Annotated in this window: 26 protein-coding genes and 1 tRNA gene; 9 read left to right on the forward strand and 18 right to left on the reverse strand. The window is 64.5% G+C overall.

Features of this window, described 5'->3' with window-relative positions; genetic code table 11:
• Window positions 1–7 precede the first annotated feature (7 nt).
• Window positions 8–1063: a tripartite tricarboxylate transporter substrate-binding protein gene (locus H4V95_RS17520; protein ID WP_312884076.1), complete on the reverse strand. Its 1056-nt coding sequence runs from the start codon at window positions 1061–1063 to the stop codon at window positions 8–10.
• Between H4V95_RS17520 and H4V95_RS17525 the strand changes: the two genes are divergently transcribed.
• Window positions 1031–1723, forward strand: coding sequence for an ATP-binding protein (locus H4V95_RS17525; RefSeq protein WP_312884077.1), 693 nt, complete (start codon window positions 1031–1033; stop codon window positions 1721–1723). The two genes, H4V95_RS17520 and H4V95_RS17525, sit on opposite strands and share 33 nt — an antisense overlap.
• A complete protein-coding gene (locus tag H4V95_RS17530) occupies window positions 1720–2439 on the forward strand; it encodes a response regulator (protein ID WP_196866714.1) in 720 nt (239 codons plus the stop codon). The genes H4V95_RS17525 and H4V95_RS17530 overlap by 4 nt, the downstream gene beginning before the upstream one ends.
• Window positions 2440–2609: 170 nt before the next feature.
• On the opposite strand, the gene H4V95_RS17535 is transcribed toward H4V95_RS17530, so the two are convergent.
• From H4V95_RS17535 to H4V95_RS17560, 6 genes are all read right to left on the reverse strand, one after another.
• A complete protein-coding gene (locus tag H4V95_RS17535; protein WP_196866715.1) occupies window positions 2610–3332 on the reverse strand; it encodes a hypothetical protein in 723 nt (240 codons plus the stop codon).
• Window positions 3329–4063, reverse strand: coding sequence for a hypothetical protein (locus H4V95_RS17540; protein WP_196866716.1), 735 nt, complete (start codon window positions 4061–4063; stop codon window positions 3329–3331). Before H4V95_RS17540 ends, H4V95_RS17535 begins: the two co-directional genes overlap by 4 nt.
• 129 nt (window positions 4064–4192) lie before the next feature.
• Entirely contained in the window at window positions 4193–4438 is a 246-nt protein-coding gene (locus H4V95_RS17545) for a hypothetical protein (protein WP_196866717.1), read from the reverse strand.
• Window positions 4439–4638: 200 nt separating this feature from the next.
• Window positions 4639–5265, reverse strand: a complete 627-nt coding sequence (locus H4V95_RS17550) for a hypothetical protein (RefSeq protein WP_196866718.1) — start codon at window positions 5263–5265, stop codon at window positions 4639–4641.
• Window positions 5266–5477: 212 nt separating this feature from the next.
• Window positions 5478–5550, reverse strand: a tRNA-Lys gene (locus H4V95_RS17555).
• Window positions 5551–5641: 91 nt separating this feature from the next.
• Window positions 5642–7402 (reverse strand): ABC transporter ATP-binding protein, encoded by a 1761-nt coding sequence (locus H4V95_RS17560; RefSeq protein ID WP_209731195.1) that lies wholly within the window; start codon window positions 7400–7402, stop codon window positions 5642–5644.
• A 155-nt stretch (window positions 7403–7557) separates the two neighbouring features.
• Between H4V95_RS17560 and H4V95_RS17565 the strand changes: the two genes are divergently transcribed.
• From H4V95_RS17565 to H4V95_RS17575, 3 genes are all read left to right on the forward strand, one after another.
• Window positions 7558–8205 carry a hypothetical protein gene (locus H4V95_RS17565; protein ID WP_196866720.1) on the forward strand — a complete coding sequence of 216 codons (648 nt, stop codon included), beginning with the start codon at window positions 7558–7560 and terminating at the stop codon, window positions 8203–8205.
• 308 nt (window positions 8206–8513) lie between these two features.
• Window positions 8514–9131 (forward strand): DUF47 domain-containing protein, encoded by a 618-nt coding sequence (locus tag H4V95_RS17570; RefSeq protein WP_196866721.1) that lies wholly within the window; start codon window positions 8514–8516, stop codon window positions 9129–9131.
• Window positions 9132–10142 (forward strand): inorganic phosphate transporter, encoded by a 1011-nt coding sequence (locus H4V95_RS17575; protein WP_196866722.1) that lies wholly within the window; start codon window positions 9132–9134, stop codon window positions 10140–10142.
• Between the two features lie 111 nt (window positions 10143–10253).
• On the opposite strand, the gene pstB is transcribed toward H4V95_RS17575, so the two are convergent.
• The 4 genes from pstB to pstS all read right to left on the reverse strand — a co-directional run bounded on the left by pstB (window position 10254) and on the right by pstS (window position 14393).
• Window positions 10254–11033 carry a phosphate ABC transporter ATP-binding protein PstB gene (pstB, locus tag H4V95_RS17580; RefSeq protein WP_196866723.1) on the reverse strand — a complete coding sequence of 260 codons (780 nt, stop codon included), beginning with the start codon at window positions 11031–11033 and terminating at the stop codon, window positions 10254–10256.
• Window positions 11034–11060: 27 nt separating this feature from the next.
• Window positions 11061–12164 (reverse strand): phosphate ABC transporter permease PstA, encoded by a 1104-nt coding sequence (pstA, locus tag H4V95_RS17585; RefSeq protein ID WP_196866724.1) that lies wholly within the window; start codon window positions 12162–12164, stop codon window positions 11061–11063.
• Window positions 12164–13096, reverse strand: a complete 933-nt coding sequence (pstC, locus tag H4V95_RS17590) for a phosphate ABC transporter permease subunit PstC (protein ID WP_395939882.1) — start codon at window positions 13094–13096, stop codon at window positions 12164–12166. The genes pstA and pstC overlap by 1 nt, the downstream gene beginning before the upstream one ends.
• 172 nt (window positions 13097–13268) lie before the next feature.
• Complete coding sequence (gene pstS, locus H4V95_RS17595) at window positions 13269–14393, reverse strand: phosphate ABC transporter substrate-binding protein PstS (protein WP_196866725.1); 1125 nt, start codon at window positions 14391–14393, stop codon at window positions 13269–13271.
• Window positions 14394–14660: 267 nt separating this feature from the next.
• Between pstS and H4V95_RS17600 the strand changes: the two genes are divergently transcribed.
• The 3 genes from H4V95_RS17600 (at window position 14661) to disA (ending at window position 18479) form a co-directional block, all read left to right on the forward strand.
• Window positions 14661–15788, forward strand: a complete 1128-nt coding sequence (locus H4V95_RS17600; RefSeq protein ID WP_196866726.1) for an aromatic acid exporter family protein — start codon at window positions 14661–14663, stop codon at window positions 15786–15788.
• Window positions 15789–15861: 73 nt separating this feature from the next.
• Window positions 15862–17238, forward strand: coding sequence for a DNA repair protein RadA (radA, locus tag H4V95_RS17605; protein ID WP_196866727.1), 1377 nt, complete (start codon window positions 15862–15864; stop codon window positions 17236–17238).
• A 164-nt stretch (window positions 17239–17402) separates the two neighbouring features.
• Window positions 17403–18479, forward strand: a complete 1077-nt coding sequence (gene disA / locus H4V95_RS17610) for a DNA integrity scanning diadenylate cyclase DisA (RefSeq protein ID WP_196866728.1) — start codon at window positions 17403–17405, stop codon at window positions 18477–18479.
• A gap of 65 nt (window positions 18480–18544) precedes the next feature.
• On the opposite strand, the gene H4V95_RS17615 is transcribed toward disA, so the two are convergent.
• Complete coding sequence (locus tag H4V95_RS17615) at window positions 18545–19231, reverse strand: hypothetical protein (RefSeq protein WP_196866729.1); 687 nt, start codon at window positions 19229–19231, stop codon at window positions 18545–18547.
• 86 nt (window positions 19232–19317) lie between these two features.
• Here H4V95_RS17615 and H4V95_RS17620 point away from each other — a divergent pair, with 86 nt between their 5' ends.
• Window positions 19318–20265, forward strand: a complete 948-nt coding sequence (locus H4V95_RS17620) for an A/G-specific adenine glycosylase (protein ID WP_196866730.1) — start codon at window positions 19318–19320, stop codon at window positions 20263–20265.
• Between the two features lie 7 nt (window positions 20266–20272).
• Here the strand turns inward: H4V95_RS17620 and dhaM are convergent, their stop codons facing one another.
• From dhaM to H4V95_RS17650, 6 genes are all read right to left on the reverse strand, one after another.
• Window positions 20273–21019, reverse strand: a complete 747-nt coding sequence (dhaM, locus tag H4V95_RS17625; protein WP_196866731.1) for a dihydroxyacetone kinase phosphoryl donor subunit DhaM — start codon at window positions 21017–21019, stop codon at window positions 20273–20275.
• Window positions 21016–21669 (reverse strand): dihydroxyacetone kinase subunit DhaL, encoded by a 654-nt coding sequence (dhaL, locus tag H4V95_RS17630; RefSeq protein WP_196866732.1) that lies wholly within the window; start codon window positions 21667–21669, stop codon window positions 21016–21018. The genes dhaM and dhaL overlap by 4 nt, the downstream gene beginning before the upstream one ends.
• A 1-nt stretch (window position 21670) precedes the next feature.
• Window positions 21671–22672, reverse strand: a complete 1002-nt coding sequence (gene dhaK, locus H4V95_RS17635) for a dihydroxyacetone kinase subunit DhaK (RefSeq protein WP_196866733.1) — start codon at window positions 22670–22672, stop codon at window positions 21671–21673.
• 283 nt (window positions 22673–22955) lie between these two features.
• A complete protein-coding gene (locus tag H4V95_RS17640; RefSeq protein WP_196866734.1) occupies window positions 22956–23138 on the reverse strand; it encodes a CsbD family protein in 183 nt (60 codons plus the stop codon).
• Window positions 23139–23219: 81 nt separating this feature from the next.
• Window positions 23220–23771 (reverse strand): amino-acid N-acetyltransferase, encoded by a 552-nt coding sequence (locus H4V95_RS17645; RefSeq protein ID WP_209731196.1) that lies wholly within the window; start codon window positions 23769–23771, stop codon window positions 23220–23222.
• 27 nt (window positions 23772–23798) lie between these two features.
• Window positions 23799–25901, reverse strand: coding sequence for a prolyl oligopeptidase family serine peptidase (locus H4V95_RS17650; RefSeq protein WP_196866736.1), 2103 nt, complete (start codon window positions 25899–25901; stop codon window positions 23799–23801).
• Window positions 25902–26041 lie beyond the last annotated feature (140 nt).

Here is a 26041-nt window from a genome sequence, read left to right on the forward strand (position 1 = left end):
ATGTCTGTCAGGGTCGTCTTGACCGTTTCGATGTCCTCTTCGAGGAAGGTGGCGAACTCCTCGCCGGTGAGGAAGGCGTCCGCCAGTTGTTCTCGGTGAGGGTTTCCTGCCACGACTCCGTCTCGTGCAGCTCAGTGATCAGGTCGGTCAGCGCTGCAGCCTGCTCCTCGTCGATCGAGCCCGGGGCGACGACGCCGCGCCAGTTGGTCAGGACCACATCGATGCCCTGGTCGGTCAAGGTCTCGACCTCGGGGATCTGGCCTGCTGGTTCCTCACCGGACACTGCAAGGGCACGCACTGTGCCCGCCTTGACCTGCTCGGCGTATTCGCCGACACCCGAGATACCCGCAGATACCTGGTTGCCCAGGAGGGCAGCCAACGACTCACCGCCGCCGGAGTACGGGATGTAGTTCAGTTTGTCGGGGGCCACGCCCTCGGCCTCGAGGATCATGCCTGCGAGGATGTGGTCGGCGCCGCCGGCGGAGCCGCCGGTAACTGAGACAGCCTGGCCGTTCTCTTCGATATCGGCGACCAGATCCTCGATGGTCTGGTACGGCGATTCGGCGGGTACGACGACGACCAGCGGCTCGTCGGTGAGCCGCGCGATCGGCGTGGTGTCCTCGATGCGGGTCTCGGCCGCGTTGGTCTCAACCGCACCAACCATGACGTAGCCCATCACCATCAGCGTGTTGGGATCCTGTTCGGTCGCCAGGCGGGTCAAGCCGTTCGTGCCGCCGGCACCGCCGACGTTCTCCACCGAGGCGCTGCCCACAAGATCGTTTTCTTCGAGATCGGTCTGAATGGCGCGGCCCGTCTGGTCCCAGCCGCCGCCCGGGTCTGCCGGTACAACGATATTCAGGCGGTCGATTCCGCCCTCGGGGGTCTCGGCGCCGCTGTCGCCGCAGGCGGATAGGGCCTTGCGGGGATGCTCGATTCCGAAGGTGCCATTGAGACCACCGTGCTGGTCGGTGAGCGGGTGCTGCTCGCGCAGGCTAACCGGGCCGTGGTGGACGGGCGGCGGGTGGGCAGCGTGCTCATCCTCCGCGACCGCACCGAGCTTCACCAGCTGCTGCAGGATCTGGATGGCGCGCGCGATGTCACCCAGGCGCTACGGGTGCAGGCACACGAATTCTCCAACAAGATGCACGTCATCTCGGGGCTGCTGGAGCTTGGCCGGACCGAGCAGGCGGTTGACTTCATCACCCGTTCCGGCCACGGCGGTTCGGTGGTCTCCGGCGATCTCTGCCCGGGAATCACCGACCCCGATGCCGCCAGTCTCCTGATGGCGAAGAGTACGATCGGTGAGGAAAAGAACATTCAGGTGATCATCGACGGTAGTTCGACGCTCCACCCGGACGGAACCACCGACCAGGTGACCATCCTGGGGAACCTGATCGATAACGCAATGGAGGCGGTCGGCTCTAATGGAACCATCCACGTTTCCACCGCCGCTGACGACTCAGGGTGCGTGATCACGGTGTCCGACGACGGCCCCGGCGTACCCGACGGGCTGCGGGAGCGTATCTTCGAAAGCGGTGTCACGACCAAGGCTGAGGGACCCTCCGCCGCGCGCGGGTTCGGGCTTTCCCTCCTCCTTCGGGTGGCGCAACGCCGTCATGGGCGGATCGAGGTGGGCACCTCCCCGCTCGGTGGAGCCGAATTCCGGGTCAGGCTCGCTGCGGTCCCGCGGCCCGTCGCGGTAGGCGGTGTGAAACAGCAGTGACCCAGTTGATCCGTACGGCCGTCATCGACGACGACCGCGAAGTCGCAGGGGTGCACACCGGGTTCCTGATGGCACACGGCGGCTTTGAGGTGGTGGGCGTCGCCTACACAGGTGCCGACGGACTCGAACTCATTTCCAGCCGCCGCCCGGAACTGGTGTTGCTCGACATTCACTTGCCTGACCTGTCGGGAATCGAGGTCCTTCGTGCTGCCCGCAATCTCACCGGCGACCCGGTGGACATCATCGCCATCACTGCGGCCCGCGAACTGGAAACTGTCCGCGCAGCAATGGCCGGCGGGGTACTGCACTATCTGGTCAAGCCGTTCAACTCCAAGGTTCTCCTCGAGCGTCTTGATCAGTACGTTACCCATCGCCGGCACATTCTCGAGCACAGCGCAGGAAACTCTCCGGCGCTGGACCAGGCGGTGATTGACCGGCTCCTGGTGCCGACTCAGGAGCACCGCGCTGGCGCCGGGATGAAAGTCCAGGCCTCACTGCCGAAGGGCCTATCGGTGCCGACCCTGGAGGCAGTGATCGGGGACCTGCGCTCCAACCCGGAGGGCTCCTCAGCGTCGGAGGTTGCGCTAAGGCTCGGTCTGGCACGGGTCAGCGCCCGGCGATACCTGGAGTACCTGGTCGCCCGGGAGCAGGCCAAGATCACGCCACGATATGGAGCCGCGGGTCGGCCGGAGAAGCGCTACGCCTGGACCGGCTGAGCAAACAAGAACGGGTAGGTGCGTCCACCCGTTCTAATGGACGCCCCACCCCGCACTGTACGTAGCTCCGCCGTCCCCCATGGCAAGCAGAGTTACATAATCATTATTTTTGCACACGATGATGAAAGTGTGAATAGGTTTGACGCCTTCAATCACTAAAACGTCACATTTCACGCAAGGCTATTACCCGGTGGGGTCAGTTCGGTTCGGCGCCGGGAGGCCCAGATGACTGTCAGACCACTAACTACCAACAGTATTGATCCGAACGGGAGAATGATTTCCCACGCTCCCAGGTGCTTCCCCACCAACAGTCTGACCACAGCGAACACCACCACGGCACTGAACCCGATGGCGAGCAACGCCGAAGCACTCCGGTACGCCAACCGCCCGGCAGGATCCAGCATGCCCTTCCACGCCGGCAGTACCAGGCAGGCCGCAACGTATCCTGGATAGAGCCGCCCGGCCTCCGCGTAGAGTCGGACTGTGTCCTGATCCCGGAAAGCCGCCAGGCCCGTCGAACTCTCTGGAAGATCACTGACCAGAAAGAACACCACGGTAACCAGCACCACCGCGCCGAGCACCGCCAGTCCCAAAGGGCCGACGATCAGCCAGCGTGTGCGGGGCGATCTGAAGGCCCCAGCAATCCTGATTCCCAGCAGGACGAAGATTGCGAACAGTGAAAGCCTGATGAGAAGGTTCGCAATGTTCATCCCACCCAGGAACCCGTCGATGGGTAAATAGATCTGCGGCAGGCTGAGCCCCACTGCAACCACCAGGAGCACCATCGCAGTGAAAACCGACCGACCGCGTCCCCGGACCGCATCGGGAAGCCGCAGCAGTGCGAAGGCGATGCATGACGCAAGTACGATCCACTGGATTAGATGCTCAGTCATCCGAGGTTCTCCCATAGGTCCTGCTCACGGCTGTTCGCTTGCTCGAGCTTCTTCAATGCTTTGCCCAGCACGTCCAACCTGTCCCTCGCCAACAGCACAAGGCCGGCATCCGACTTCCGACCCAACGCCTGATGCCTCCCCTCCACCGGCCAACCGCCCTCCGACGGGGTGATCAGATTTGTCACAACGAGACCGCTGGCGAGGGACACCCCCGCCAGCCGTGCCGCCTCCAACGCGAGTTCCGGGGTGAGGCGGCCAGCGGTAAGCTGAGCCGACAGATTCTGTGGTGCCACCCCTGTTTTCCGGGCCAGCGCCTGCCGCAGGTCCCCCGTATCGACTGCGTCGACCCAGGCCCGCACCGACGTCTGGTGCGGGAACGGCACCAGATCCAGCTTTACGGGGTGCCCCATCGCCTCCTCGTCCCTGCTGCGGGCCACCACCAGCCGAAGAATGTCGATGTGCGACACCTGGCTGATCAGCTCCGCATCGGTTGGCCCCCGCATTCCCCCGGGGAGGTCACGGTACCCCTCGAAGTTGCCGAGAGCCTCCACCGGGTGCAGGCCGTAGGCGCGGGCTATGCTCACGATCGTGACGACCGCAACCTTTCCGCGCACCAGCTGCTGTCCCAGGGTGGAACGTTTGATTCCGGCTTTGCGGCACAGGTCAGAAACTGTGTCATTGGGTGCGATCTGGGAACGCCACAGCTGAAAGGATTTGGCTGTGACGGCCATTACCACCCCTTAACTGGACTTATAACGCTCGGTTTGAAGTATACTTAAATCGCTGGCTCCCCATTCTGCGATTCCCCCATACGCAGAACGCGGAGCCAGTTTCACTTTAACTCTCCAAAAGTTCGGCTGTTACCAGCGAGCCTTCTTTTCGGTCTTGCCCTGCTTACCACTGCGGTGCACAGGCTGGTGGTTTGGGCCCGTGCTGCGGGCGCCGTCCAGTTTGCCGAAGTCGGGATTCTTTTTGGCGAGGGCGAGCTTCGCCCTCGGGTCATCCTGAAGCTTCTTGGCTGCCGAATCGGACAGGTGCGCTGTGATCTGGTCCTCGGGCTGGGAGTCGCCCTGGGTGTTGTCCTGTTTCTTGGCGTGGTTGGTCATGGTGATCCTTAAATTCGGTTGCCAAACATCCGCTCAGCAAGCAATGGGTGAATAAGAAGCTCCGCTCGGAGGCATACCTCAACGAGCGATGTTTTCGATAGGAAGGGCGGTCCCGACGGACTACTCGAAAATTAGTGTTCTCATGCGACTAAACGTACACGACACCCAGCGGGTCGGCCAGAGCCCGACGTCGGGAGATTTCAGTCCACCACCCTGTCACCGAGGGTCGACCGGGTAGTGACGGCGGCGTCCCGAATGACGCCCGCTGCGACTTCCGCAGCCGTCAGCGCTTCCTCCAGGCCAGTCAATGCGGCCGAATACTCTGCGGATCCGGCGTCGCCCACATCGAACCGTTCGCGCAGCAACGCTGCAGTGCGCATCGAGCGGATCAGCCGGGAAGTGTCGCTCCGCGAAAGGTCGGTCATGGATGGGAAGTCGATCGCCGCGGCAGGGTCCAGCTCGTAGCTCACCCACTGCTGGAGGACGCGTTCGTGCCGGCCCTTGAGCGTCTCCCGCTCGCGGCGAAGTGCCTCGTCGACGAGCCTGATCCTGCGTTCATGCTCCCCACGCCAGAGCCATCCCGCTGCTACTCCGGCACAGACCAGCGCCCCGGCGGTGACCAGCCCCCCACTGCCCGGGATGGTGGCCGCGGCTCCAACGATGGCGAATAAGACGGCTGATAATCCGGAGAATCCGTACCAGAACAGGGAATCGACGTCGTTGTCCCGTTTCAGGCTGGCGGCGAGTGCCATCGCGGTCAGTGCCGTCAGGATCCCCACCACGGCAACAGCGATCGACGCTTGAAGCACGAAACTGGCAGGATCCATGGGTCTTCCTCTCGGCGGGGCCAACAGGTAAACGGACCGGGTGGGCCGTGAACGTTGAGCCCTGGTGGAGTTGCCTACTCTCTATTGCAGACGGTTCCGGCGCCGGAGTCAATCCTTTTGCCTTTTCGTGGCCGAGCAGGTCCCGTTAACGAACTGGAGTCCCCGCCGATCCGAGGATCGGCGGGGACTCCAGTTCGGGTATCCCACGATTGTGGGCCCTGAGGGGCTCGAACCCTCGACCCACGGATTAAAAGTCCGATGCTCTACCATCTGAGCTAAAGGCCCTCATCACCACCGACCACCGAAGTGGTCGAAATGACCTGCCTACATTATCGCATCCTGTACCGGAGTGCAGAACGGGGCCCTAATTCCGGCATCAACCCACCACAGGCTCGACGATTCTCAGTGCTTCGACCAGCCGCCGGTACAGGTCGTCGCTGGCCAGCAGTTCGCCATGGGTGCCGGTTGCCCTGATTCGGCCGTCCTCCATGACAAGAATGGTGTCTGCGTCGATCACCGTGGAGAGCCGGTGGGCGATGGTCAGGACCGCACCTGTGCTGGCGCGGTCGCGGATACAGTCGTGAATTGCGGCCTCGGTGAGACCGTCGACCTGCGCGGTGGCTTCATCGAGCAGGAGGACTGCAGGGGTCCGCAGAATGGCCCTCGCGAGCGCTATCCGCTGACGTTGCCCACCGGAGACTGCTGTGCTGGATAACTCCGTCTCCAGGCCGTCAGGCAGCGACATCACCTTCTCCTCCAATTTCACCGCCCGGAGGGCATCCCAGACCTCGTCGTCGGTGGCGTCCGGGTGAGTGAACAGCAGGTTATCCCGGATGGTGCCGGGAACGATGGGTGTCTCCTGCTCCACGTACGCCAGCTGCGCGCGGATCTCGGAGTGGGTGTAGCTCGAGTAAGGCTTCCCCTCCAGGAGAATCTCCCCATCCTGCGGTTCGATGAATCGCAGGAGCAGCGAGAAGAGGGTGGTTTTACCCGCGCCCGATGGGCCGACGACGGCGGTATGCCCGAGCCGCGGGATGCTGACGGTCACGCCGTCGACCGCCGGCTTGACGTCTGGACCGTAGGCAGCCCGCACCTGGCGGAACTCGAGGACCGCGCCAGTCCCCCGGTCGCTGACCTGGGACTGGGCGACGTCGGCCAGATCCTCCTCAACCTCCATCTGCTGCACCTGGGAGATCCGCGACGCGGCAGCGATTCCCGACTGGACGGCGGTGATGTTCTGGGTGAGCTCGGTGATCGGCCCCATGATTCCAAATGCGTAGAGCAGGAACGCGATGAGACTGGATACCTCAAGCACCCCCAGGTCCACCCGCCAGGCGCCGACCCCCAGGATCACGATGATCGCCAACTGGATCCCACCGCCGGCGATCGTCCAGGCAACAGCCTGTGTGCGCACGGCGCGCACGCTGTGCCTCGCTGACTCCCTGGCCTGGGTGACGATGCGTTCGCTCTGCCTGTCCTCGGCGCGGCTCGCTTTGACGGTGCGGACCGCGCGGAGCGCGCCCTCCAGCACACCCCCCAGGTTTCCCACGGACTCCTGGGCCTGTTCCTCGGCCTGGGCGATGCGGGGCATCAACAGAGCAAACAGGACCCCGATAATGACGATGGCGGTCAGGGTGGTTGTCAGTAGGACGAGGTCCAGCACACCCATCAGGATCAGGGTTCCGAAAAGTGCGACCGTCCCGTTGACCAGGCTGACCGCACTTGACGAGGCGGCTTCCCTGAGCAGGACCGTGTCCGAGGTGACCCTGGTGACAATTTCCCCCGTAGGACGCCCGGTCAGTTCTGCGACCTTGGCCTGGAAGAACCGGCGCACCATCGATTCGCGCGCGTCCAGCACAACCCGTTCCGCGAGTGTGCCGAGCAGAATCCACTGCCATAATCCGACCACCGAGCCAACCACCAGGAGCCCCAGCAAGACTCCGATCGGTTCCCTCAGCGACACCGACGTGCCTACCGAGTCCAGAACCCATTTGGTCACCATCGGAGTAGCCAGGGCAGTGGCTGTGGTGATCAGCCCCAGGACCAGACCGAGCGCCAGCACCCGTCGATGTGGGCGGATGAATGACCACAGAATTTTGAGCCGCGGATACCGACCAGGTGTGGAAGGAGTACTCATACCCCATTGTCTCCCCACTCGCTGAACTATCGATACTGATCTTCGCGGTGAAATGGCACGAATAATGTGCGTCACCTTGCCCGGGCAGCGGAGCCGGAAGGCTCCCTCCCAGGGGATGCTGGCATGGAGGGAAATGTCAGGAGTATCCTCAGTTCATGAGCGGTAACTACAGGAACCAGAGTCCCAGGCACCACAAGCCCAAGCCCTTCGCGCCGCTGGACTTTGAGGTTTTCGCCGGCGGTGCCGACCCCTCCCGGGTTTCGGAAGCCGCCCACCTCTCGGCGCGTGCCCTCGTTCACCATGGCAGGCTATCCGAGGACCCGGATGTGACCCAACGCCTGGTTGAACTCGCTGATCAGCAGGGGCTCGAGGCCATCGCCGAGATGTGGGCCGAAAGCCCAGCCCGCTCACTTCCCGGCGCCCTCTGGAGGCTCTACGCCCTGCGGGCCGCCACCCAGCAGAACCCCGAACGCATCGCCTCCTACTTCAAATCGGGCAAGGACGTAGCCCAGGTCTCCAAGGTGATCGCTGGCGTGGCCGAGCCCCCCGGCGCTGAGGAAGTCCAGTCAATGGCGGACACGATTCTTTCCGGCGCGTTTGAGGGCCAGTTCGATGTAGCACTGGAACGCTTTGCCGCCTTCTGCCGGGTCATCGCGCTCGGCCAGACCCATCACGCCGACGACGCCGAACCCACCAACGAGGTCCACGCCGCAAAGTTGACCCGCAACTCCCAACAACTGATCAAGACGGCCGAGGATCTTGAGTACGCTGCCGCGTCCTGGCGGCGGGGTGAGCTGGACTAGGGCAGCTCCCGGGACGCCAATGTTGACAGGAGCGCCCCGGAGGAGAAAACTGAAAGTGGTGTCGGACCGTGGAACCCCCGGGCTTCAACATTTAGCCGCTTCGAGCGGCCTTCCGCCGAGAGGCGCTCCCGGTTCGACACCATTTTTGCGCCCTATTTGCATCATCGCCCAATCTGATCGGCGGTGATGGCCGCCACTCCGGGCGAAAATAAGCCGCGGCTGGGCTGTCGGTTATTCTTAGGCAGCAACCCATCGTCCTTGGGCAGCAGACCGATCGTCATGATGCCCCGCTAGGTTAGGTAGCCCACGTGAAGCTTCGCCTCTTCCCCCAGGAGGACGCCGGACTGGTGCTGCTTTCCGACATGGCGCAGCAGCTCGTGCTGGGCGTTCGCACCATGTCAGGGATTCTGGGGGCGGCCACGCGGGACTACGATCTCTTGGCCGAGGAACTGCACCAGCACGAAGCCAACTCGACCGACCTGCATTTCGCCCTCCTCACCTCCATGCGCAGCAGCTTCGTCAACCCGCTCCCCCGCGAGGATCTGTATGCGCTGTCCCGGCTGCTGAACGAGGCAATCGAAAAACTGGATGGGGCTGCGGAGCTCATCGCCCTGTACCAGCTCAGAAAACTGAGTCGTCGGGCCACGGAGCAGCTTGAGGTCATCAACCGGCAGGCAGAACTGACTGCGGCGGCGATGAAGCGGCTCAACTCGATGGATGAACTCGAGGAGTACTGGATCGAGATCCTCCGGCTCGCCAAGCGCGCCGAGCGCACCCACAGGATCTGGTGCTCCGAACTCCTCAATGACCACAAACCCCTGGTTTACGCCCGCCACCGCGACGTCGCCAATCAGTTGGTCGATGTCACCAAGGACATCCGCAAGGTGGCGACACACGTGGGCAGTATCCTCGTCAAGGAATCGTAGGTGGAGCTGTTCCTCCTGGGCATCGTCGTGGTACTGGCCGGCGGCTTCGCTTTCCTGAACGGGTTCCACGACGTATCCAACTCGGTGGCAACCGCCGTGCGCACCCGTGCCCTCACCCCGAGCGTCGCGGTGCTCCTGGTGGCACTGTTCAACCTGGTCGGCGCTCTGCTTGGCACCGGCGTTGCTCTCCTCTTCACGGGTGACGCCATCCGATTGCCCCCCGGCAGGGTTGGTCTCGGAATCCTCATCGCCGCCCTGATCGCGGCCCTGAGCTGGGGCCTTTTCACCTGGTACCGGGGCAAGCCGTCGTCGTCCACCCACGCCCTCATTGGCGGACTGATCGGCTCCGGTGGAGCGTCAGCTCTGTTGGGAGGGGAATCGATAGCCGACTCCGAACGGGTGTTCCTGCTGCAGATCGCGCTCCCGCTGCTCCTCTCCCCGCTGGTGGCATACCTACTGGCCTATCTCGCGGTGTTCCCTGCGATCTGGCTCCTGCGGTACAGCCCGCCGCGAAAGGTGAACTCGGGTAGCCGGATGGCACAGTCAGTGCTGGCCGGCGTGTTTGCCCTGGGACACGGACTGCAGGACGGGCAGCGCACCATGGTGGTAGTGGTGCTGGCCCTGGTGGGCAGCGGCGTCGCAACCGGCTCGGACATTCCCCTGTGGGTACAGATCTTCGCCGCCGTTCTGCTGGCCACCGGGTCCCTGTTCGGGGGGTGGCGGATCACACACACCCTGTCGCACCGGCTGGTCCGGGTCGACCCGCTGCGCGGCATGACCGCGCAGGGAGTCTCTTCGGCGATGCTCTTTGTTGGCTCCATCTCCCTGTCGATGCCACTCTCAAGCACCCACACGATGACCTCGGCCATTCTCGGAGCCGGCGCCAACCAGCGATTCCCGACAGTGCGCGGCCGCGAGGTGGTCAAGGTGCTACTCGTCTGGTTCTCGACGGCAATCGTGACCGCCCTGATCGGCGGAATCCTCTTTCTGGCGATGAGCCCGCTGCTCTAGGGGCCCGAAACAAGCAGAAGCGGCCCCGGAGCTCAGACCCGCCGGTTGCAACCGGCAAACCTTGCCCTCAGGGCCGCTTCTGTGACGAGCAGACCCGACACTCCGGACGGGTCAGCCGAAACGACCCGACACGTAATCCTCGGTGGACTTCTCCTTGGGGTTGTTGAAGATGTCTGTGGTGTTCCCGAATTCAATCAGTTTCCCCGGCTTACCTGTTGCGGCAATGTTGAAGAAAGCGGTCTTGTCGGATACCCGGGCGGCCTGCTGCATGTTGTGGGTGACGATCGCCACGGTGTAGTCGGTTTTAAGCTCGTTGATCAGATCCTCGATCGCCAGGGTCGAGATCGGATCCAGAGCCGAGCAAGGCTCATCCATCAGGATCACTTCAGGAGACACAGCGATGGCGCGGGCAATGCATAGACGCTGCTGCTGGCCGCCAGACAGTCCTGAACCCGGCCGGTCAAGACGATCTTTGACCTCGTTCCACAGGTTGGCACCGCGCAGTGACTTCTCCACCAGAGCATCGGCGTCAGACTTGCTGATGCGCTTGCTGTTCAGCTTCACACCCGCGAGCACGTTGTCGCGGATCGACATGGTGGGAAACGGGTTGGGTCGCTGGAAGACCATGCCGATCTGGCTGCGCACGTGCACGGGGTCTACTGCGTCGTCGTACAGATCGTCGCCGTCGAGCAGTACCTCGCCCTCGACCCGGGCACCGGGGATCACCTCGTGCATCCGGTTAAGGGTGCGCAAAAAGGTCGATTTGCCACAGCCAGATGGGCCGATGAACGCGGTGACCGAGCTGGCTTCAATGGTTACATTGACATCCTCGACAGCAAGGAACTTGCTGTAGTAGACGTTCAAATCCTTGACGTCGATACGCTTTGACATCTAAATCCTTAAGTTCTGCAGCGCTAATTAGCGGCTGGTTTTGGGGGCAAACATCCGAGCAATGAGGCGGGCTATAAGGTTCAGTAGCATCACGAGAATGATCAGGACCAATGCGGCCGCCCAGGCTCGCTGGGTACTTGGGTCAGTGCTGGTCGGCGAGGTTGGCGTGATGATCTGGTAGTAAATGTAGGTGGGGAGCGTGCTCATCCACCCACCGAACACATCAAGGTTCACTCCACGCGCGAATCCAGCGGTGACAAGAATGGGGGCCGTTTCGCCGATCACCCGTGCGATCGCGAGGGTTACTCCCGACGCGATACCGGAGATGGCCGTGGGAATGACCACCTTGGTGATGGTCCGCCACTTCCGCACCCCGAGGGCGAAGGAAGCTTCACGAAGCTCGTTGGGAACGATCTTCAACATTTCTTCGGTAGCTCGGACCACCACGGGGATCATCAGCACGGACAGTGCGGCCGCCGCCACAAATCCGGTCCGGGTACCCGGACCGAAGATCAGCCCGAACAGGGCCGCCGCGAACAGGCCGGCCACGATCGACGGGATGCCGGTCATCACGTCGACGAAGAAGGTGATTGCTCGGCTGAGCGGACCGCCAGTGGAGTACTCGACCAGGTAGATGGCCGCCAGCAGGCCCACGGGTACCGAGATGATCGTCGCCCAGAGGGTGATCTGCAGGGTGCCGAGGATCGCGTGATAAGCGCCGCCCAACACGGGGGTTCCATCGATCACTGTCTGGTTGTCTATGGCGCCCGTCAGCCCGTTCATCGAACGGAAGAGGAAGTTGTAGGTCAATCCCGGCATGCCACGTTCCAGCACAGTCCAGATCACCGAGATCAGGGGCAGCACCGCGATGATGAACGCGCCGTAGATGAGGTAGGTGGCAAGCCGGTCACGTGCTTTACGTCCGCCTTCCACCACTGCCGACACCACGGTACCGCCGACCACGAAGAAAACGGCGGTGAAAATTGCCATCGCGATAGGGCTGAAGCCAAGCAGTGCTGAGAAAGCTGCTCCGAGAATTATTGCGCCGGCTAGGACAGCCCAGATGGACCACTTGGGAAGCTTGTTCTTGGTGAACTGGGACGGACGCCGGGTCATGGTTGCATTACTCATTAGTTGGCACCTGAGAATTCCTTGTGGCGGCTGATGATCCACCGGGCGATGATGTTCACGGCAAGGGTGATGACAAAGAGCACCAGTCCCGCTGCAATGAGTTCGCTGAGGCGCAGGCCGAAGGCCTCAGGGAAGTTGAGGGCGATCTCGGCTGCGATGGTCTGGTTTCCGGTCTGGATCAGGCTGGCTGTGAGTGCTCCGCCAGAGAGGACAAGGGCCACGGCCATGGTCTCGCCGAGCGCTCGCCCGAGCCCGAGCATCGCGGCACTGATGATGCCAGCACGCGCGAAGGGCAGCACCGACATCTTGATCATTTCCCACCGGGTGGCGCCGAGGGCCAGTGACGCTTCCTCGTGGAGTTTCGGGGTCTGAAGGAAGATCTCGCGGCTGAGCGAGGTGATGATGGGCAGGACCATTACCGCGAGGACTATCCCGGCAGTGAGTATGGTCCGGCCGGTGTTGCTGGCCGGACCCTCGAAGATGGGGATCCAGCCCAGGTTGGTGGCAAGCCAGTCGTAAGCCACCGCAAGCTGAGGCGCCAAAACCGCGTAGCCCCACGCGCCGTACACCACCGACGGGATAGCTGCGAGAAGGTCGATCAGGTAGCCGAATCCCTGGGATAGCCGCCGCGGCGCGTAGTGGGAGATGAAGAGGGCGACCCCAATACCGATCGGGGTCGCGAGAATCAGTGCGATGGTCGCGGCGATTACCGTGCCGATGACGATCGGCCAGATATAGGAGAAGAAACCGTTACCACCCGAGATATCAGATGGGTCAGCCATGAAGGTGGGGAGTGCCTGGGCTAGCAGGAATATTGCCACACCAAACAGCACTGCCAGAATAAGACAGCCAGCCACGAGGCTTGCTGTGGAGAATATTTTGTCCCCCGATTGACCGCTGTCGCCTTCTCTGCGCAACGTGTTCGGAGACACCGTCTTCGTGGACACTAGTGAACCCTTCAGTGCTGGTACGGGTAATTCCTGCTGGGGTTGCCGGAAGCGGGCGTCGTCAGCGGTGGAGATATCTGCACATTAGCCTAACGGCCGAGTGCAAAGGACAGCCCCGCCCGGTCTATTGAAGACCGGGCGGGGCAACCGGAGCATGCTAGGAAGCAACCGCGATCGAGTCGATAGCGGCCTGGGCCTGCTCGCGCAGTCCCTCGGAGATTGGGGCGTTTCCAGCCGAATCGGCGGAGTCGGCCTGGCCGTCTTCGCTGATCACATAGGAGCCAAAGGCCTTGACGAGGTCGACTGTCTCCTGGTCTTCGTAGGTAGCGCAGTAGACGTGGTAGGAGATCAGCACGATGGGGTACGCACCGGACTCAGTTGTATCCCTGGTGAGGTTGTAGGACATGTCGACCTCGGGAGCGCCCTCCACCTCGGCTGGTTCGGCAACCTCAACAGCACGTGACGCCGCCTCCGGGGTGAGCGCAACATACTCTTCGCCCACCTGGACCAGGACCTGACCCAGGTCGCCGACTGCCGAAGCATCGGTGTAGGTGATTGCGCCTTCGGTGCCCGACGTGGTGGAAACTACACCGTTGGTGCCCTGGGCGTTCTCGGCAACGATCTCGGCAGGCCATTCACCCGAGACCTCATCGGTCCACACGTCAGGCGCTGCAACAGAAAGGTAGTCCACAAAGTTCTCAGTGGTACCCGACTCGTCGCTGCGGTGAACAACAGTGATGGCCAGATCGGGAAGTTCCACTCCCTCGTTCTGGGAGGCGATTGCCTCATCATTCCAATTGGCGATGTCACCGCGGAATACCGAGGCGATGGTCTCGGCGTCCATGTTCAGCTCATCAACGCCGGGCAGGTTGAAGGCCACAGCAATTGGGGCAATGTAGGCAGGGACGTTGAACGCGCCCTCTGGCCCGCACACTTCCTGGGCTGTAGCGTGTTCTTCCTCGTCGAGGTAGGCATCCGAACCAGCGAACTGCACACCGCCGCCAAGGAATGCCTCACGGCCAGCGCCTGATCCATCGGGTGAATACTGGACAGTTGCGTCAGGGTTAGCGGTCGTGAAACCGGACTGCCATGCGGTCATCGCCGCACCCTGGGAGGAAGCGCCCGAGCCGGTCAGCGTGCCGGTGACTGTGCTCTCCACCGAGCCGTTGTCCCCGGTGGTCTCTGCCGGCGCATCGGTTGCACTGTCGGTGCCGCAGGCGGTCAATGCGAGCGCGGCGACGGAGATTACTGCCGCTGCGCGGCCAAAGCGAAGAACCTTCACTTGATGTTGCCCCTTCCAGGGAGTCGAAAATCGATGCCGTGAAGCACCATTGAGGCCGGAAAGTTGGACAGTCCGGTGTGCGTACCTGATTCAAGCTAGGCGCCCCAGGTAAAGAGACTGACTGACGAAAGTGAACGGAGGGTGAACGGGAAACGTACAGTTACGATCTGGCCGCCCGGTGGTATTGCCAAAGCGCCTCCGATGCTGTGTGGATCCTCTTCCCGGGTCGGAGCCCCGCACCCGGGGAACGGGGCTAGGCTGGGTTCCATGTCGCGGCCCCCACTCACCTCGCGAGCCCGCTCCTTTCTTCGCAATCGGACGCGGGTGGGTTTCCGGCGCAGCGCCAACTCACTGATCCCGGCCATTCAGATGACGGTCTGCGCGGTTGGTGCGTACGTGTTCGCTGAGCGGGTGCTCGGGCACGACGGTCCGCTGTTCGCAGCAACCTCGTCGATGATCGCGCTCGGCTTCACCCGCGACCCGCGCCTGCGTCGCGTGCTTGAAGTGGGAGTGGGCTGCACCCTCGGCATTGCCCTGGGTGATGTGCTGCTGGCTTTGTTCGGCACCGGGATCTGGCAGGCCGCCGTCGTACTCTTCATTTCGATCCTGCTGGCACGGTTCCTGGACAGCGGCACCATTTTCACCACACAGCTGGGCCTGCAGTCGCTGCTGGTGGTGCTGTTGCCGGCGCCCGACGGCGGTCCGTTCACGCGCAGCGTCGACGCGATCGTCGGGGGCCTTTTCGCCCTGGTGATAGTGGTGCTGGCCCCGAAGGATCCGAGGAAGGAGCCCAAGACCAATGTGCGGGAGCTGCTGGGTGAGCTCTCGGACGTGCTGCGGGAATCCGCGACGGCACTGACCCGCAGCGACCCGACACTCGCCTGGCATGCCCTGATCAAGGCACGGAACTGCCAGCCTCTGATGGAGGGGCTGTCCGGGAGCATGGGTGCGGCCCAGGAGGTGGCGCGGCTGTCCCCCGCCTACCGTCGGCACCGCCTTGAGCTGGGCGAACTCAGAGGGTCGATCGAATCGATTGACCTTGCCGTCCGGAATAGTCGCGTGTTCACCCGGCGGCTGACCTCAGTCATCAACCATGCGGCACTCACCGATGAGGCAGTGCAGGAACTGTCGCAGGTCATCGAGGACACCGCCGACGCCGTTGACGTGCTGGGGCGTGCCCTCTCCGCGTCCGGTGCGCAGGAACGTGAGCTGTCCCTCCGGCAGGCGAGGGAAGACCTTGCAGCCGTCGCCACCATGCTGCACCCGAAGCTGCTGAGCATCCAGCGGCTCGAAGGCGAGGGGCTGGTCCTGCTGTTCCGCCCGCTGATCGTCGACCTGCTGGAAGCGACCGGTCTGCCCCACGACGAGGCCGCCGGGTACCTGCCCCGGCTGTGAGCCTGATCAAAGCGACGGCCAGCCGCAGTGTTTGTGCCGGTCACTGTCGTCGCCCGCCGGTACGTTAGAGACCATGGCAACAAAGACAGCACGCCCGGCACGCACCTCTGCTCCCGCCTACCGGTGCGGTGAATGCGGGTGGACCACCGCCAAATGGGTTGGCCGGTGCGGGGAATGCCAGGCCTGGGGCACGGTCGAGGAGACCGGCCAGGTAGTGGCACGGACGACGGCGGCAGTCACGGTTGCCTCCCCCGCCCTGAAAATCGCGGAGATCGATGCCAGCGCTGCCTCCTACCAGCCCACCCAGATCGGCGAGCTGGACCGGGTGCTCGGTGGCGGCCTCGTGCCTGGGGCGGTAATCCTCCTCGCCGGGGAACCCGGGGTGGGCAAGTCCACTCTGGTGCTCGACGTAGCGGCTCGGGTTGCACGACTTGGCAAAGATGTCCTCTACATTACGGGCGAGGAGTCCTCAGCCCAGGTGAAACTGCGGGCTGAGCGGATCGGAGCCCTTGCCGAAACCCTGTACCTGACCGCCGAGTCCGACCTCGGCCAGGCCCTCGGTCAGGTGGAGCGGTTGTCGCCGTCCCTGCTGATCGTCGACTCCGTTCAGACCCTGAGCAGTTCAGCGGTGGACGGCACCGCCGGTGGCGTGACCCAGGTCCGGGAGGTGGCGGCGTCGTTGATTGCCGCCGCGAAGACCCGGGGCATGACCACCATCCTGGTGGGCCATGTCACCAAGGACGGCTCGATCGCGGGCCCGCGCCTGCTGGAACACCTGGTGGATGTGGTGTGCCAGTTTGAGGGCGACCGCCATTCGCGGCTCCGGCTGATGCGGGCCATCAAGAACCGTTACGGGCCCACCGACGAGGTGGGGTGTTTCGACCTCACCGAGACCGGGGTCGAGGGCCTCGCCGACCCCAGCGGCCTGTTTGTCTCACGCACCAAGGACCCGGTTTCCGGCACCTGCATTACGGTGACCCTCGAGGGACGCCGGCCGTTGCTGGCCGAGGTGCAGGCCCTGCTTGCCGAGTCCTCAAACTCACAACCCCGACGCGCCACCAGCGGGCTCGACAGTTCGCGCGTTGCGATGCTGCTGGCGGTGCTGCAGCGGCGCGCGTCGCTAAGCCTGCATAAGGATGACAGCTATGTGGCGACGGTCGGCGGGGTCAAACTCAGTGAGCCGGCCACCGATCTGGCGGTTGCGTTGGCGATCGCGTCCGCGAAGACGAACCAGCCGCTTGCCGCACGGCTGATCGCGTTCGGCGAGGTGGGGCTTGCCGGTGAGGTCCGGCCGGTGCCAGGGATCGCCCAGCGGGTGCAGGAGGCGGAGCGGCTCGGCTTCACCCACGCGGTGGTGCCAGCATCCCCCAACGGGCCAGGCAGGGTGCCCGCCGGTTTCACGGTCCACGAGGTCTCAACCCTGACTCAGGCCCTCGAGTTGTTGTTTTAGAGAAGCCCAGACCGACCAACCGTTACGAATTTGCGCAGCTAACCGGTATCCGGGTTTAGGCAGCGTTCCCACTAGGATTGGAACGGCTGCGCTGGTGTCTGCGCGGCAGGGCCTTGCGCATCCGGATTCCGGCTGGCAATGCCGGTAGCCGGAAGGAAGTGGCAATGGTTCGCAGTCCAGAGGACGCGTTGAAGGCCACCCTGGCGCGCGTTGCGCCCGGCACCGCACTGCGGGACGGACTGGAGCGTATCCTTCGTGGGCGCACCGGGGCACTGATTGTGCTCGGCTTTGACCGGACGGTGGATTCGATCTGTTCCGGCGGGTTCGACATCGGGATCACTTTCTCCCCCACCAGGCTGCGGGAGCTCGCGAAGATGGACGGCGCGATCGTCTGCGACAAGGACGCGAGCAACATCCTGCGGGCCGCCGTGCAACTGGTCCCGGACCACACCATCGACACCCAGGAGTCGGGGACGCGGCACCGGACCGCCGAGCGGGTGGCGATCCAAACCGGGCTCCCGGTGATTTCCGTCAGCCAGTCAATGCAGATTATTGCCCTGTACATCAACGGCCTCCGGCACGTGCTGGAAGGCTCAGAACCGGTCCTCGCACGCGCCAACCAGGCCCTCGCCACCCTCGAGCGTTACCGTGCCCGCCTGGACCAGGTCACCGGGTCCCTGTCGGCGCTGGAGATCGAGGCGATGGTCACGGTGCGCGATGTGGCGGTGACACTGCAGCGCCAGGAAATGGTCAGACGAATTTCCGAGGAAATCTCGCAGTATGTGCTCGAGCTCGGTGTGGACGGCCGGCTGCTTACCCTGCAGGTCGAGGAGCTGACGACCGGGCTCGGACCAGGCAGCGAACTGGTGCTCAGGGACTACCTGGACATAGGGGTGGCGACGCCGGTCGTGGAGGAACAGCTCGCCACGCTGCGGGGGTTCAGCTCGACGGAATTGATCGACCTGGGCACGATCGCCAGCGTCGTCGGGTTCAACCCCTCGATCGACTCACTCGACGCGGTGGTGCAGCCCAGGGGTTTCCGGCTGGTCTCGGGAATCAAGGCTGTCCCGCCTGCCGTCGCCAACCGGCTGGTCGACCATTTCGGGGGCCTGCAGAACCTGATGGCCGCGAACATCGAGGACCTGATGGCCGTGGATGGCATCGGCGAGCAGCGGGCGCGCACGGTCCGGGAAGGGCTCTCCCGGATCGCCGAGACGAGCCTGCTCGACCGCTTTATGTAGGCAGCCGGTTCGTCAAGCCAATCGGCGTTCAGGCGACCGGTTCGTTAGAGACCGCGGTGGGGACGCTACTGCAGTTCGAAGGTCGACGCGTCGCTGGTCCTGTCTCCGAGGGATACCGTCAGGTCATAGGAACCCGGGGCGGGGGTCGCTTCGACCGTCTCACAGCCGGGTAAGCTGCGGATCCGTTCCCAGGTGAAGTTCGCCTCTTCCGAACCGCCGGCCGGTATCTCGCGGATGAGATCCTCCGCACCCTCCTGGCAGTCGGCTGAGGAGAAAACCCGGTTCTCTCCGCTGGTGACCAGGAATTCCATCTGCGAGGTGCCCACATTAACCGGGCAGGCCTCGTCCCCGGTGTTGGAAACCGTCAGCGTGAGTACTGGGTTCCGCTCCGGCTCGTAGGCCTCAGCATCAGTGGACGCAGCGACCTCCACCTGGGCTTCCGCGCAGGCGTCCTCCGTCGGGGAGGGGGACGCGGATGGCTCTTCGGTCGGCTCGGAAGTCTCGGCGGGCCCGGTCGACTCGGCTGCCGCCGGGGTAGGGGTTGCGGGCGCAGCGGACGGGGCAGCTGTGGGGGCGGGTGCAGCTTCGCCGTTCTGGTCGCCGCCGATCAGCCCGGCGATCACGATTCCGGCCCACACCAGGGCGCCAACCACCAGGAGGGCCAGGATCAGCACGGCGATTCTGCGCCGGTGATAAACCCGGGGGCTGACCCGTGGCGTGCCGTCCCGCGAAGTATCCCCCTGCGAATCCATGCCTTAAGGCTAGGGACCCCGGACCCGGATACCTGTCACACCACGCCGGTCAGTACAGTATTGATGGTCAACTAACAGGAGGGTTAATGGATCCGGTGTCACCTGCCCGGCTGCATCAGCGCATCATCGAGTGGTTCGATGCCGAAGCCCGAAACCTGCCCTGGCGCGGGCCCACCCGCACCCCGTGGGCCGTCATGGTGAGCGAATTCATGCTGCAGCAGACGCCCGTGGTGCGGGTACTGCCGGTCTTTACCGAGTGGATGTCCCGGTGGCCCACCCCTGCTGATCTTTCGGCGGCGGGCCCTGGCGAGGCAGTACGGAACTGGGGCAGGCTGGGTTATCCACGGCGGGCTCTCCGCCTGCATGGAGCCGCCCACACAATCGTGGAGCGCCATCACGGTGAGGTCCCCGATACCTATGACGAGTTGCTGACCCTCCCCGGGGTTGGCACCTACACCGCGGCAGCGATCGCGGCATTTGCCTTCGGGAAACGGGAGACCGTGGTGGACACCAACATCCGCCGGGTGCACGCCCGCCTGATAGGCGGCGAAGCGTTACCTGCGCCAGCCCTTACGGCCGCCGAAATGCGGCGTGCCGCAGGACTAATGCCCGACGACGACGCCCGTTCCGTGCGCTGGAACGCCGCGGTGATGGAACTCGGTGCGCTGGTGTGCACCGCCCGGTCCCCGAAATGCGAACAGTGCCCGGTGCTTGAGAGCTGTGCGTGGGTGGCAGCTGGCCGCCCGGAACCGCTGTATGTGCCCAAGGGTCAGGCGTGGGCAGGTACCGACCGCCAGGTGCGGGGGGCGATGATGGGGGTGCTCCGGGACGCGGCCGGACCGGTGATCCGGGAGTTACTCGTCGCTGAGCCCGTGGACCTGACCCTCAATGCGGGACCCGGTGTCCCCGTGTCACCGCTGCTGAAACTGCACCGGCTGAACGCGCCCACGGACCAGCTGGAAAGGTCGCTGACCGGCCTGGTGAAGGACGGCCTGGCGCGTGAAACTCCTGAGGGGATCGCGCTCCCCCGCTAGCTGTGCCCTACCCTGCGGCCAGTTCACCGAATCCGCTGGTGACTTCGCTGCCGATCTGGTCGATCGCCTTCTGCGCGTCCGGACCGGCCGCAGACGCGGTCAGGACCTTGCCCTGCCCCAGCCCCAGGCTCATCAGGAGCATCACCGATTTCGCGTCGACGCCGTTCACACTCACCTCAGCGTCCAGTTCGCTCATCATTCGGGCGAGGGTGGCAGCCGGCCGTGCGTGGAGCCCCATGGGGTTCGGCAGCTCCCAGGACCCTTCAACGGGCTCCCCCTCGGTGACGGCCGAACCCGCCTGCACGTCCCCCGGGGCAGCGGCTGCATGGCTGACGAAAGGCTCAAGGGCAACCGGATCCAGGGCCACCACTGCTGCCTCGGCCGCACGGACCACCTGATCGGCGTCGGCACCGGTCTGGGCTTCGACGGCCGCGGCGACCGCCCCCTCGACCAGGGCGGCGCGGGCCAGCCGTACCCTCCCCCGTTGGTCATTGTCGATAAACTCCAGTACCATCTCAGCGGTCATCACTGCTGACCCCAGGTCAGTCAGCACCACGACCCCCGCACCGCTGTCCGCGGCTGAAATCGCTGCCAGCACCTTCTCAAAACTGGTCCCGATCCGCGACTTCCCTTCAGCGTCCTCGACCCCTCCTGCAGGTACCAGTTCGACGTCGGATGCCATCTGCCGGGACAGATCACACACCCCCTCAGCGATCTTCGAGCTATGCGACACGATGACCAGGCCGACGTTCACGGCTGCCCTCCCGCAGCATCGACTGCAGCCTGCAGGATCAACCCGGTGGAGACCGCGCCGGGATCAAGATGCCCGGCGCTGCGTTCGCCCAGGTAGCTTGCCCGCCCTTTCCGGGCGATCAGTGGTTCGGTGGCGGTGGCACCGGCGTTGGCTGCGTTGGCTGCCGCCGCTAGCACCTCGACCACTGACGCTCCGGCCATCGCCGCTGTTCCCGCCGCCTCCACGGCGGGAGTCCACGCATCAACCATCGTCTTGTCGCCTGGCTCAGCCTTCCCGCGGGCTACCACCCCGTCCCTGGCGGCGGTCAACAGCCCGACGACGTCGTCGGGCCCGATCTGCTCGGTATCTCCCAGTGAGGTGGCGGCTCGCAGGAACGCCGTCCCGTACAGCGGGCCGGCGGCACCGCCGACCGAGGACATCAGGGTCATCGCGGCCAGCTTCAGCATGGCCGCCGGGGTACCGGGGTCGGCCCCGTCAAGCTTCGCCAGAACGGCAGAAAAGCCGCGATCCAGATTTTCTCCGTGATCAGCGTCGCCGATCGCACGGTCCAGGTCGATGAGCTCCTGGCGGTGTTCGCCGATCACCCGCGCACTTTCCCGCAGCCAATCCACCACCCATACCGTAGTGAGGGTGGCAGCTCCTTCGGCCACCCTAGACCCCCCAGCGGAGTGCGGCGGTCCGGACCGGGGAGTCCCACAGCTCGACCATCTCGTCGTCCAGGCGCAGCACGCTGATGGAGGCGCCCTGCATTTCCAGTGCCGTGATGTAGTTGCCCACCAGTGAGCGTTCGACGACGATCCCGCGTTCCTCGAGCAACTGGCGGGCCCGGCGGTAGACGATGTACAGCTCGCTCGCCGGAGTGCCCCCCATCCCGTTGACGAACAGCAGGACGCGCTCACCGCTGCCCACCCCGAGGTCTGAGAGAATCGGCTCCATCAGCCGCCCGGTGATCCCGTCGGCGGGCTCCATCGCGATCCGGTGCCGGCCCGGTTCCCCGTGGATGCCAATCCCGATCTCGATCTCCTCGTCCGTGAGCTCGAAGCTCGGCTGACCGGCGTGCGGGACGGTGCAGGCGGCCAGGGCCACCCCCATTGACCTGACATTGTCGATGACCCGCTGGGCCACCGCAGTTACAGCGTCGAGGGTGTCGCCCCGTTCCGCTGCGCCACCGGCAATTCGCTCGACCAGTACCGTGCCGCCAACCCCACGACGGCCCGCGGTGTACAGCGAGTCCTCAACGGCGACGTCGTCGTTCACCAGGACGGACCGGACCGTGACTCCCTCGGCTTCCGCCAGTTCCGCTGCAGTCTCGAAATTGAGGACGTCGCCGGTGTAGTTCTTGACGATGTGCAGCACTCCCGCCCCACCATCGACGGCCGTGGTGGCGGGGAGGATCTGGTCGGGTGTCGGGGAGGTAAACATCGCGCCCGGCACCGCGGCATCGAGCATGCCCATCCCCACATACCCGGCATGCAGGGGTTCGTGGCCGCTGCCACCACCCGAGACCAGTCCCACCTTTCCCTGACGGGGCGCGTCACGGCGGGTGATAAACAGGGGATCCGGGTGGACCCTGACCAGGTCCGCGTGCGCAGCCCCGAACCCTTCCACTGACTCAGTGACCACCTGTCTGGGATCGTTGATTAGCTTTTTCATGGCGGCTCCTCGGTGAACGGGCATGGATATCTTGGGTTTGACGGGCCCGCCGGACCTGCTGGGCTTGTCTGAACCCTACCCTCAGCCCAACCCCTTGCCTATAGGGGCAACTACTGGTCCAGCTCAGGTGAAGGCACTGGCGTGCCGGCGCAGGTACCTGGACGTTTAACTGACTGTGGGAGGGGCCCCGAGCTGAAACAGCTCGGCCCCTCCCACAGGGAGAATCCTCGATTTGGCTTCCGCCGACAATTAATAGTCTTGCGGATACCGGCGCGGACCAGAACTAGCGGTTGTCACCCTTGAAAACGTCCTTGACGTTCTCGCCAGCATTCTTGATGTCGCCCGAGGCCTGGTCTTTGTGACCGTCGGCTTCCATCTTTTCGTTGCCGGTGAGCTTGCCAACGCCTTCTTTGATCTTGCCGCCCAGCTTCTCGCCGGAGTTTGCTGCCTTGTCGTCTGCACCCATAGTGTGACCTACTTTCGCTCGGTTGGACCCCGGTTTCGGGATCCGCTTGTCGCATCGTCATAGATGCCAAGCCCCCTTAGCTTATCTATCCACGGGCCGGGATGCCACCTTTGCCGCCGGTTGATTCCCGAGCTGACGGATCATCCGCGTGTTGCCAAGGGTGTTGGGTTTAACCCTGGCGAGGTCGAGGAACTCCGCCACGCCCTCGTCGTGGGAGCGGAGGAGCTCCGAATAGACCGTGGGGTCCACCGCTGATTGATCCGCCATCACCTGGAATCCCTGGCGTTGGAAGAACTTCACTTCGAAGGTCAGGCAGAAGACACGTTCGACGCCGAGGTCGAGGGCATCGGCGAGCAGCCACTCCACCAGCGCGGTGCCGACACCGCGGCCCTGTGCGGCGCGCGACGTGGCGAGGGTGCGGATCTCCGCCAGGTCCTCCCACATGACGTGCAGTGCGCCGCAGCCGAGGACGCCGTCGTCGTCCTCGGCAATGCGGAATTCCTGCAGACCCTCGTAATAGGCGACCGTCTCCTTGGCCATCAGCACCCGGTTGTCGGCCAGCGGCGCCACCAGTGCCTTGATCGCTGGGACGTCGGCGGTGCGGGCGGGCCGGATCCTGAAGGAAGAATTCACTACCGAAGTCTAGCGGCGCCGGTACTGCTACAGACCGAGCTCCCGCGGCAGTTGCAGATCCCTGCCCAGTAAATGGTGCGCCAGGAAGTGCTCAACGACGCCGTACCAGACCTTCGCGTGCTGCGGTTTGAGGATCCAGTGGTTTTCGTCGGGGAAGTACAGGAAGCGGTGTTCGGTCCTGCCTTCCTCGTCGACCGCCAGCTGGGATTTGGACAGCAGCTCATACCAGAGCCGCAGGCCCTCCCCAATGGGAACCCGGTAGTCTTTGTCGCCGTGAATCACGAGCATGGGCGTGGCGATGCGGTCGACGTGGTGGTGGGGTGAGTTCTCCGACGCCATCCTGGGCGTCATTTCTTTCTCCCAGTAGTAGGACGCGTCAGTGGTCGGTCCGAACTGGTCGAGCGCCCACAGGCTGGCGTGGGTGACGATCGCGGTGAACCTGTCGGTGTGCCCGGCAATCCAGTTGGCCATATAGCCGCCAAAGGATCCACCCATCGCCGCGGTGCGGGTCTCGTCGATGTCGGGACGGGATACGACGTCGTCGGTGGCGGCCATCAGGTCGGTGTAGGGCGCCTTGCCCCACTGACCCCAGCCCCGGTCGATCATGTGCTGTCCGTACCCGGTCGACAGGGCGGGGTCGGGGAGAAGCACGGCGTAGCCCTGGGCTGCGAGCAGCCACGGGGACCAACGCCAGGTCCAGGCGTTCCAGGAGCCGAGCGGGCCGCCATGGATCCAGAGCAGCAGCGGCGCTGGTGTGGCTGCGCTGGCGTCCTCCGGGAGGACCAGCCAGGATCCGATTTTCTGGCCGTCTTCGGCGGTCGTCTCCACCCGTTCCAGCCGCCCTGGGAGCGCTGGCCGCTCCACCGGTCCGCTCAGTGCCACTACCGTCGAGCTGGAGAGGTCGATCCTGACAACCTCGGCGGGGAACTCATAGGAGCTGCGCAGCGCGTAGGCCGTACCGCCGTCGGGCGACAGGACCACGTTGGTGTAGGAGGCGTTATCACCGGTCACCCGGGTCACCTCGCCGGAATCAACAGCGATCCTGAACACGGGTGACGCGCCCTCCTCGTCTGCGGTGGCGAGCAGCGCGCTGCCGTCCGGCAGCCAGGCTGCGGGGGCTGGCCAGCGGTCCCAGTCGGCGGCTAGGTCGGTGAGCTCTCCACCCGCAACGGGAAGCAGGCCAAGGGTCTGCTGCGCCGACACGCTGGCGGTGGTCCGCCGGGCACGGTGGACCACCAGCGTGGTCCCGTCGGGGCTGATCGGTCCAGGGGAGAAATCGTAGCCGGGATCATCGAGGATGATAGCTCGTTCGCCGGTCCGGACCTCGATGCGTGCCAGGACGCTGCGGAGGCTGCCGAGCCCCGTGGGGACACTGAGGGAGGTGATCACGACTGACCCATCCGGGCTGACCACCTGGGCGGCGTTACGGAGCGCCTGCCCCGCAGCGGGCGTGAGGTCGCGCAGCCGGGCCTGAGCGCTGGCGTCGACGGTTGAGGGAAGGCGCTCGTTCGAAGCGTCAGCCTCGAGGGCGAAATAGCGCGGCTCGGCGGGTCCCAGGTCGGCGTCCCAGTAGCGGACCGGATAGCCGGAGTGGAGGATGGCTGCTACCGAAGCGTCCTTGCGGACGGTCCGGCGTTCGCCGTCGTCCGTTTCGTCGGTTGAGCCCGCCAGAACGTCGGCGATGATGACCGCCCCCTCGGCGTGCCGGGGCGTGAGGATGCCGCTGACGCCACCCGGACGTGACAGCACCACCCGCGCCTCCCCACCGGCCGCAGGGAGCCGCCAGAGCGCATTGGTGGCGTCCTTGCCGGCGTCCGAAGCGCTGCTGTCCGGGTCGGGTCGGGTGGAGGTGAACAGGAGATCTCCGCTGGCCAGGAACGCTGCCCCCGACTCGCCTTTGCTGCTGCGGGTCAGGCGCCGGGCGGGCTTTTCACTGGTCGGGTCGAGCTCCCACAGCGCCGTCTTGTACTCGGTCTTCTTGTGGTTCAGCGTCGCGACGGTCGTCACCAGCCGGGAGCCGTCGGGACTGATAGCCAATCCTCCCAGCCGGGGGATCGCGATGAAGTGATCCAGATCGTGGAAGGGGGTCTCGGGCAAAGCGGTGGTGTTCGGAGCCGATTCGGAAGTCATGGACCTATCTGTACCACCGCTTGTGGTGTGGTTCACAGGAAATTCTCTGAGAGAGTAATAGGTTGCTTCAGGCACACAAGTCTGGATGGGTGCGGGTGTTCCTGGCAACGAAAAAGCCCCTGGCCGGCACTCTCGTGCCG

The sequence above is a fragment of the Arthrobacter sp. CAN_C5 genome (assembly GCF_017875735.1).
Taxonomy (GTDB): Bacteria; Actinomycetota; Actinomycetes; order Actinomycetales; family Micrococcaceae; genus Arthrobacter_D.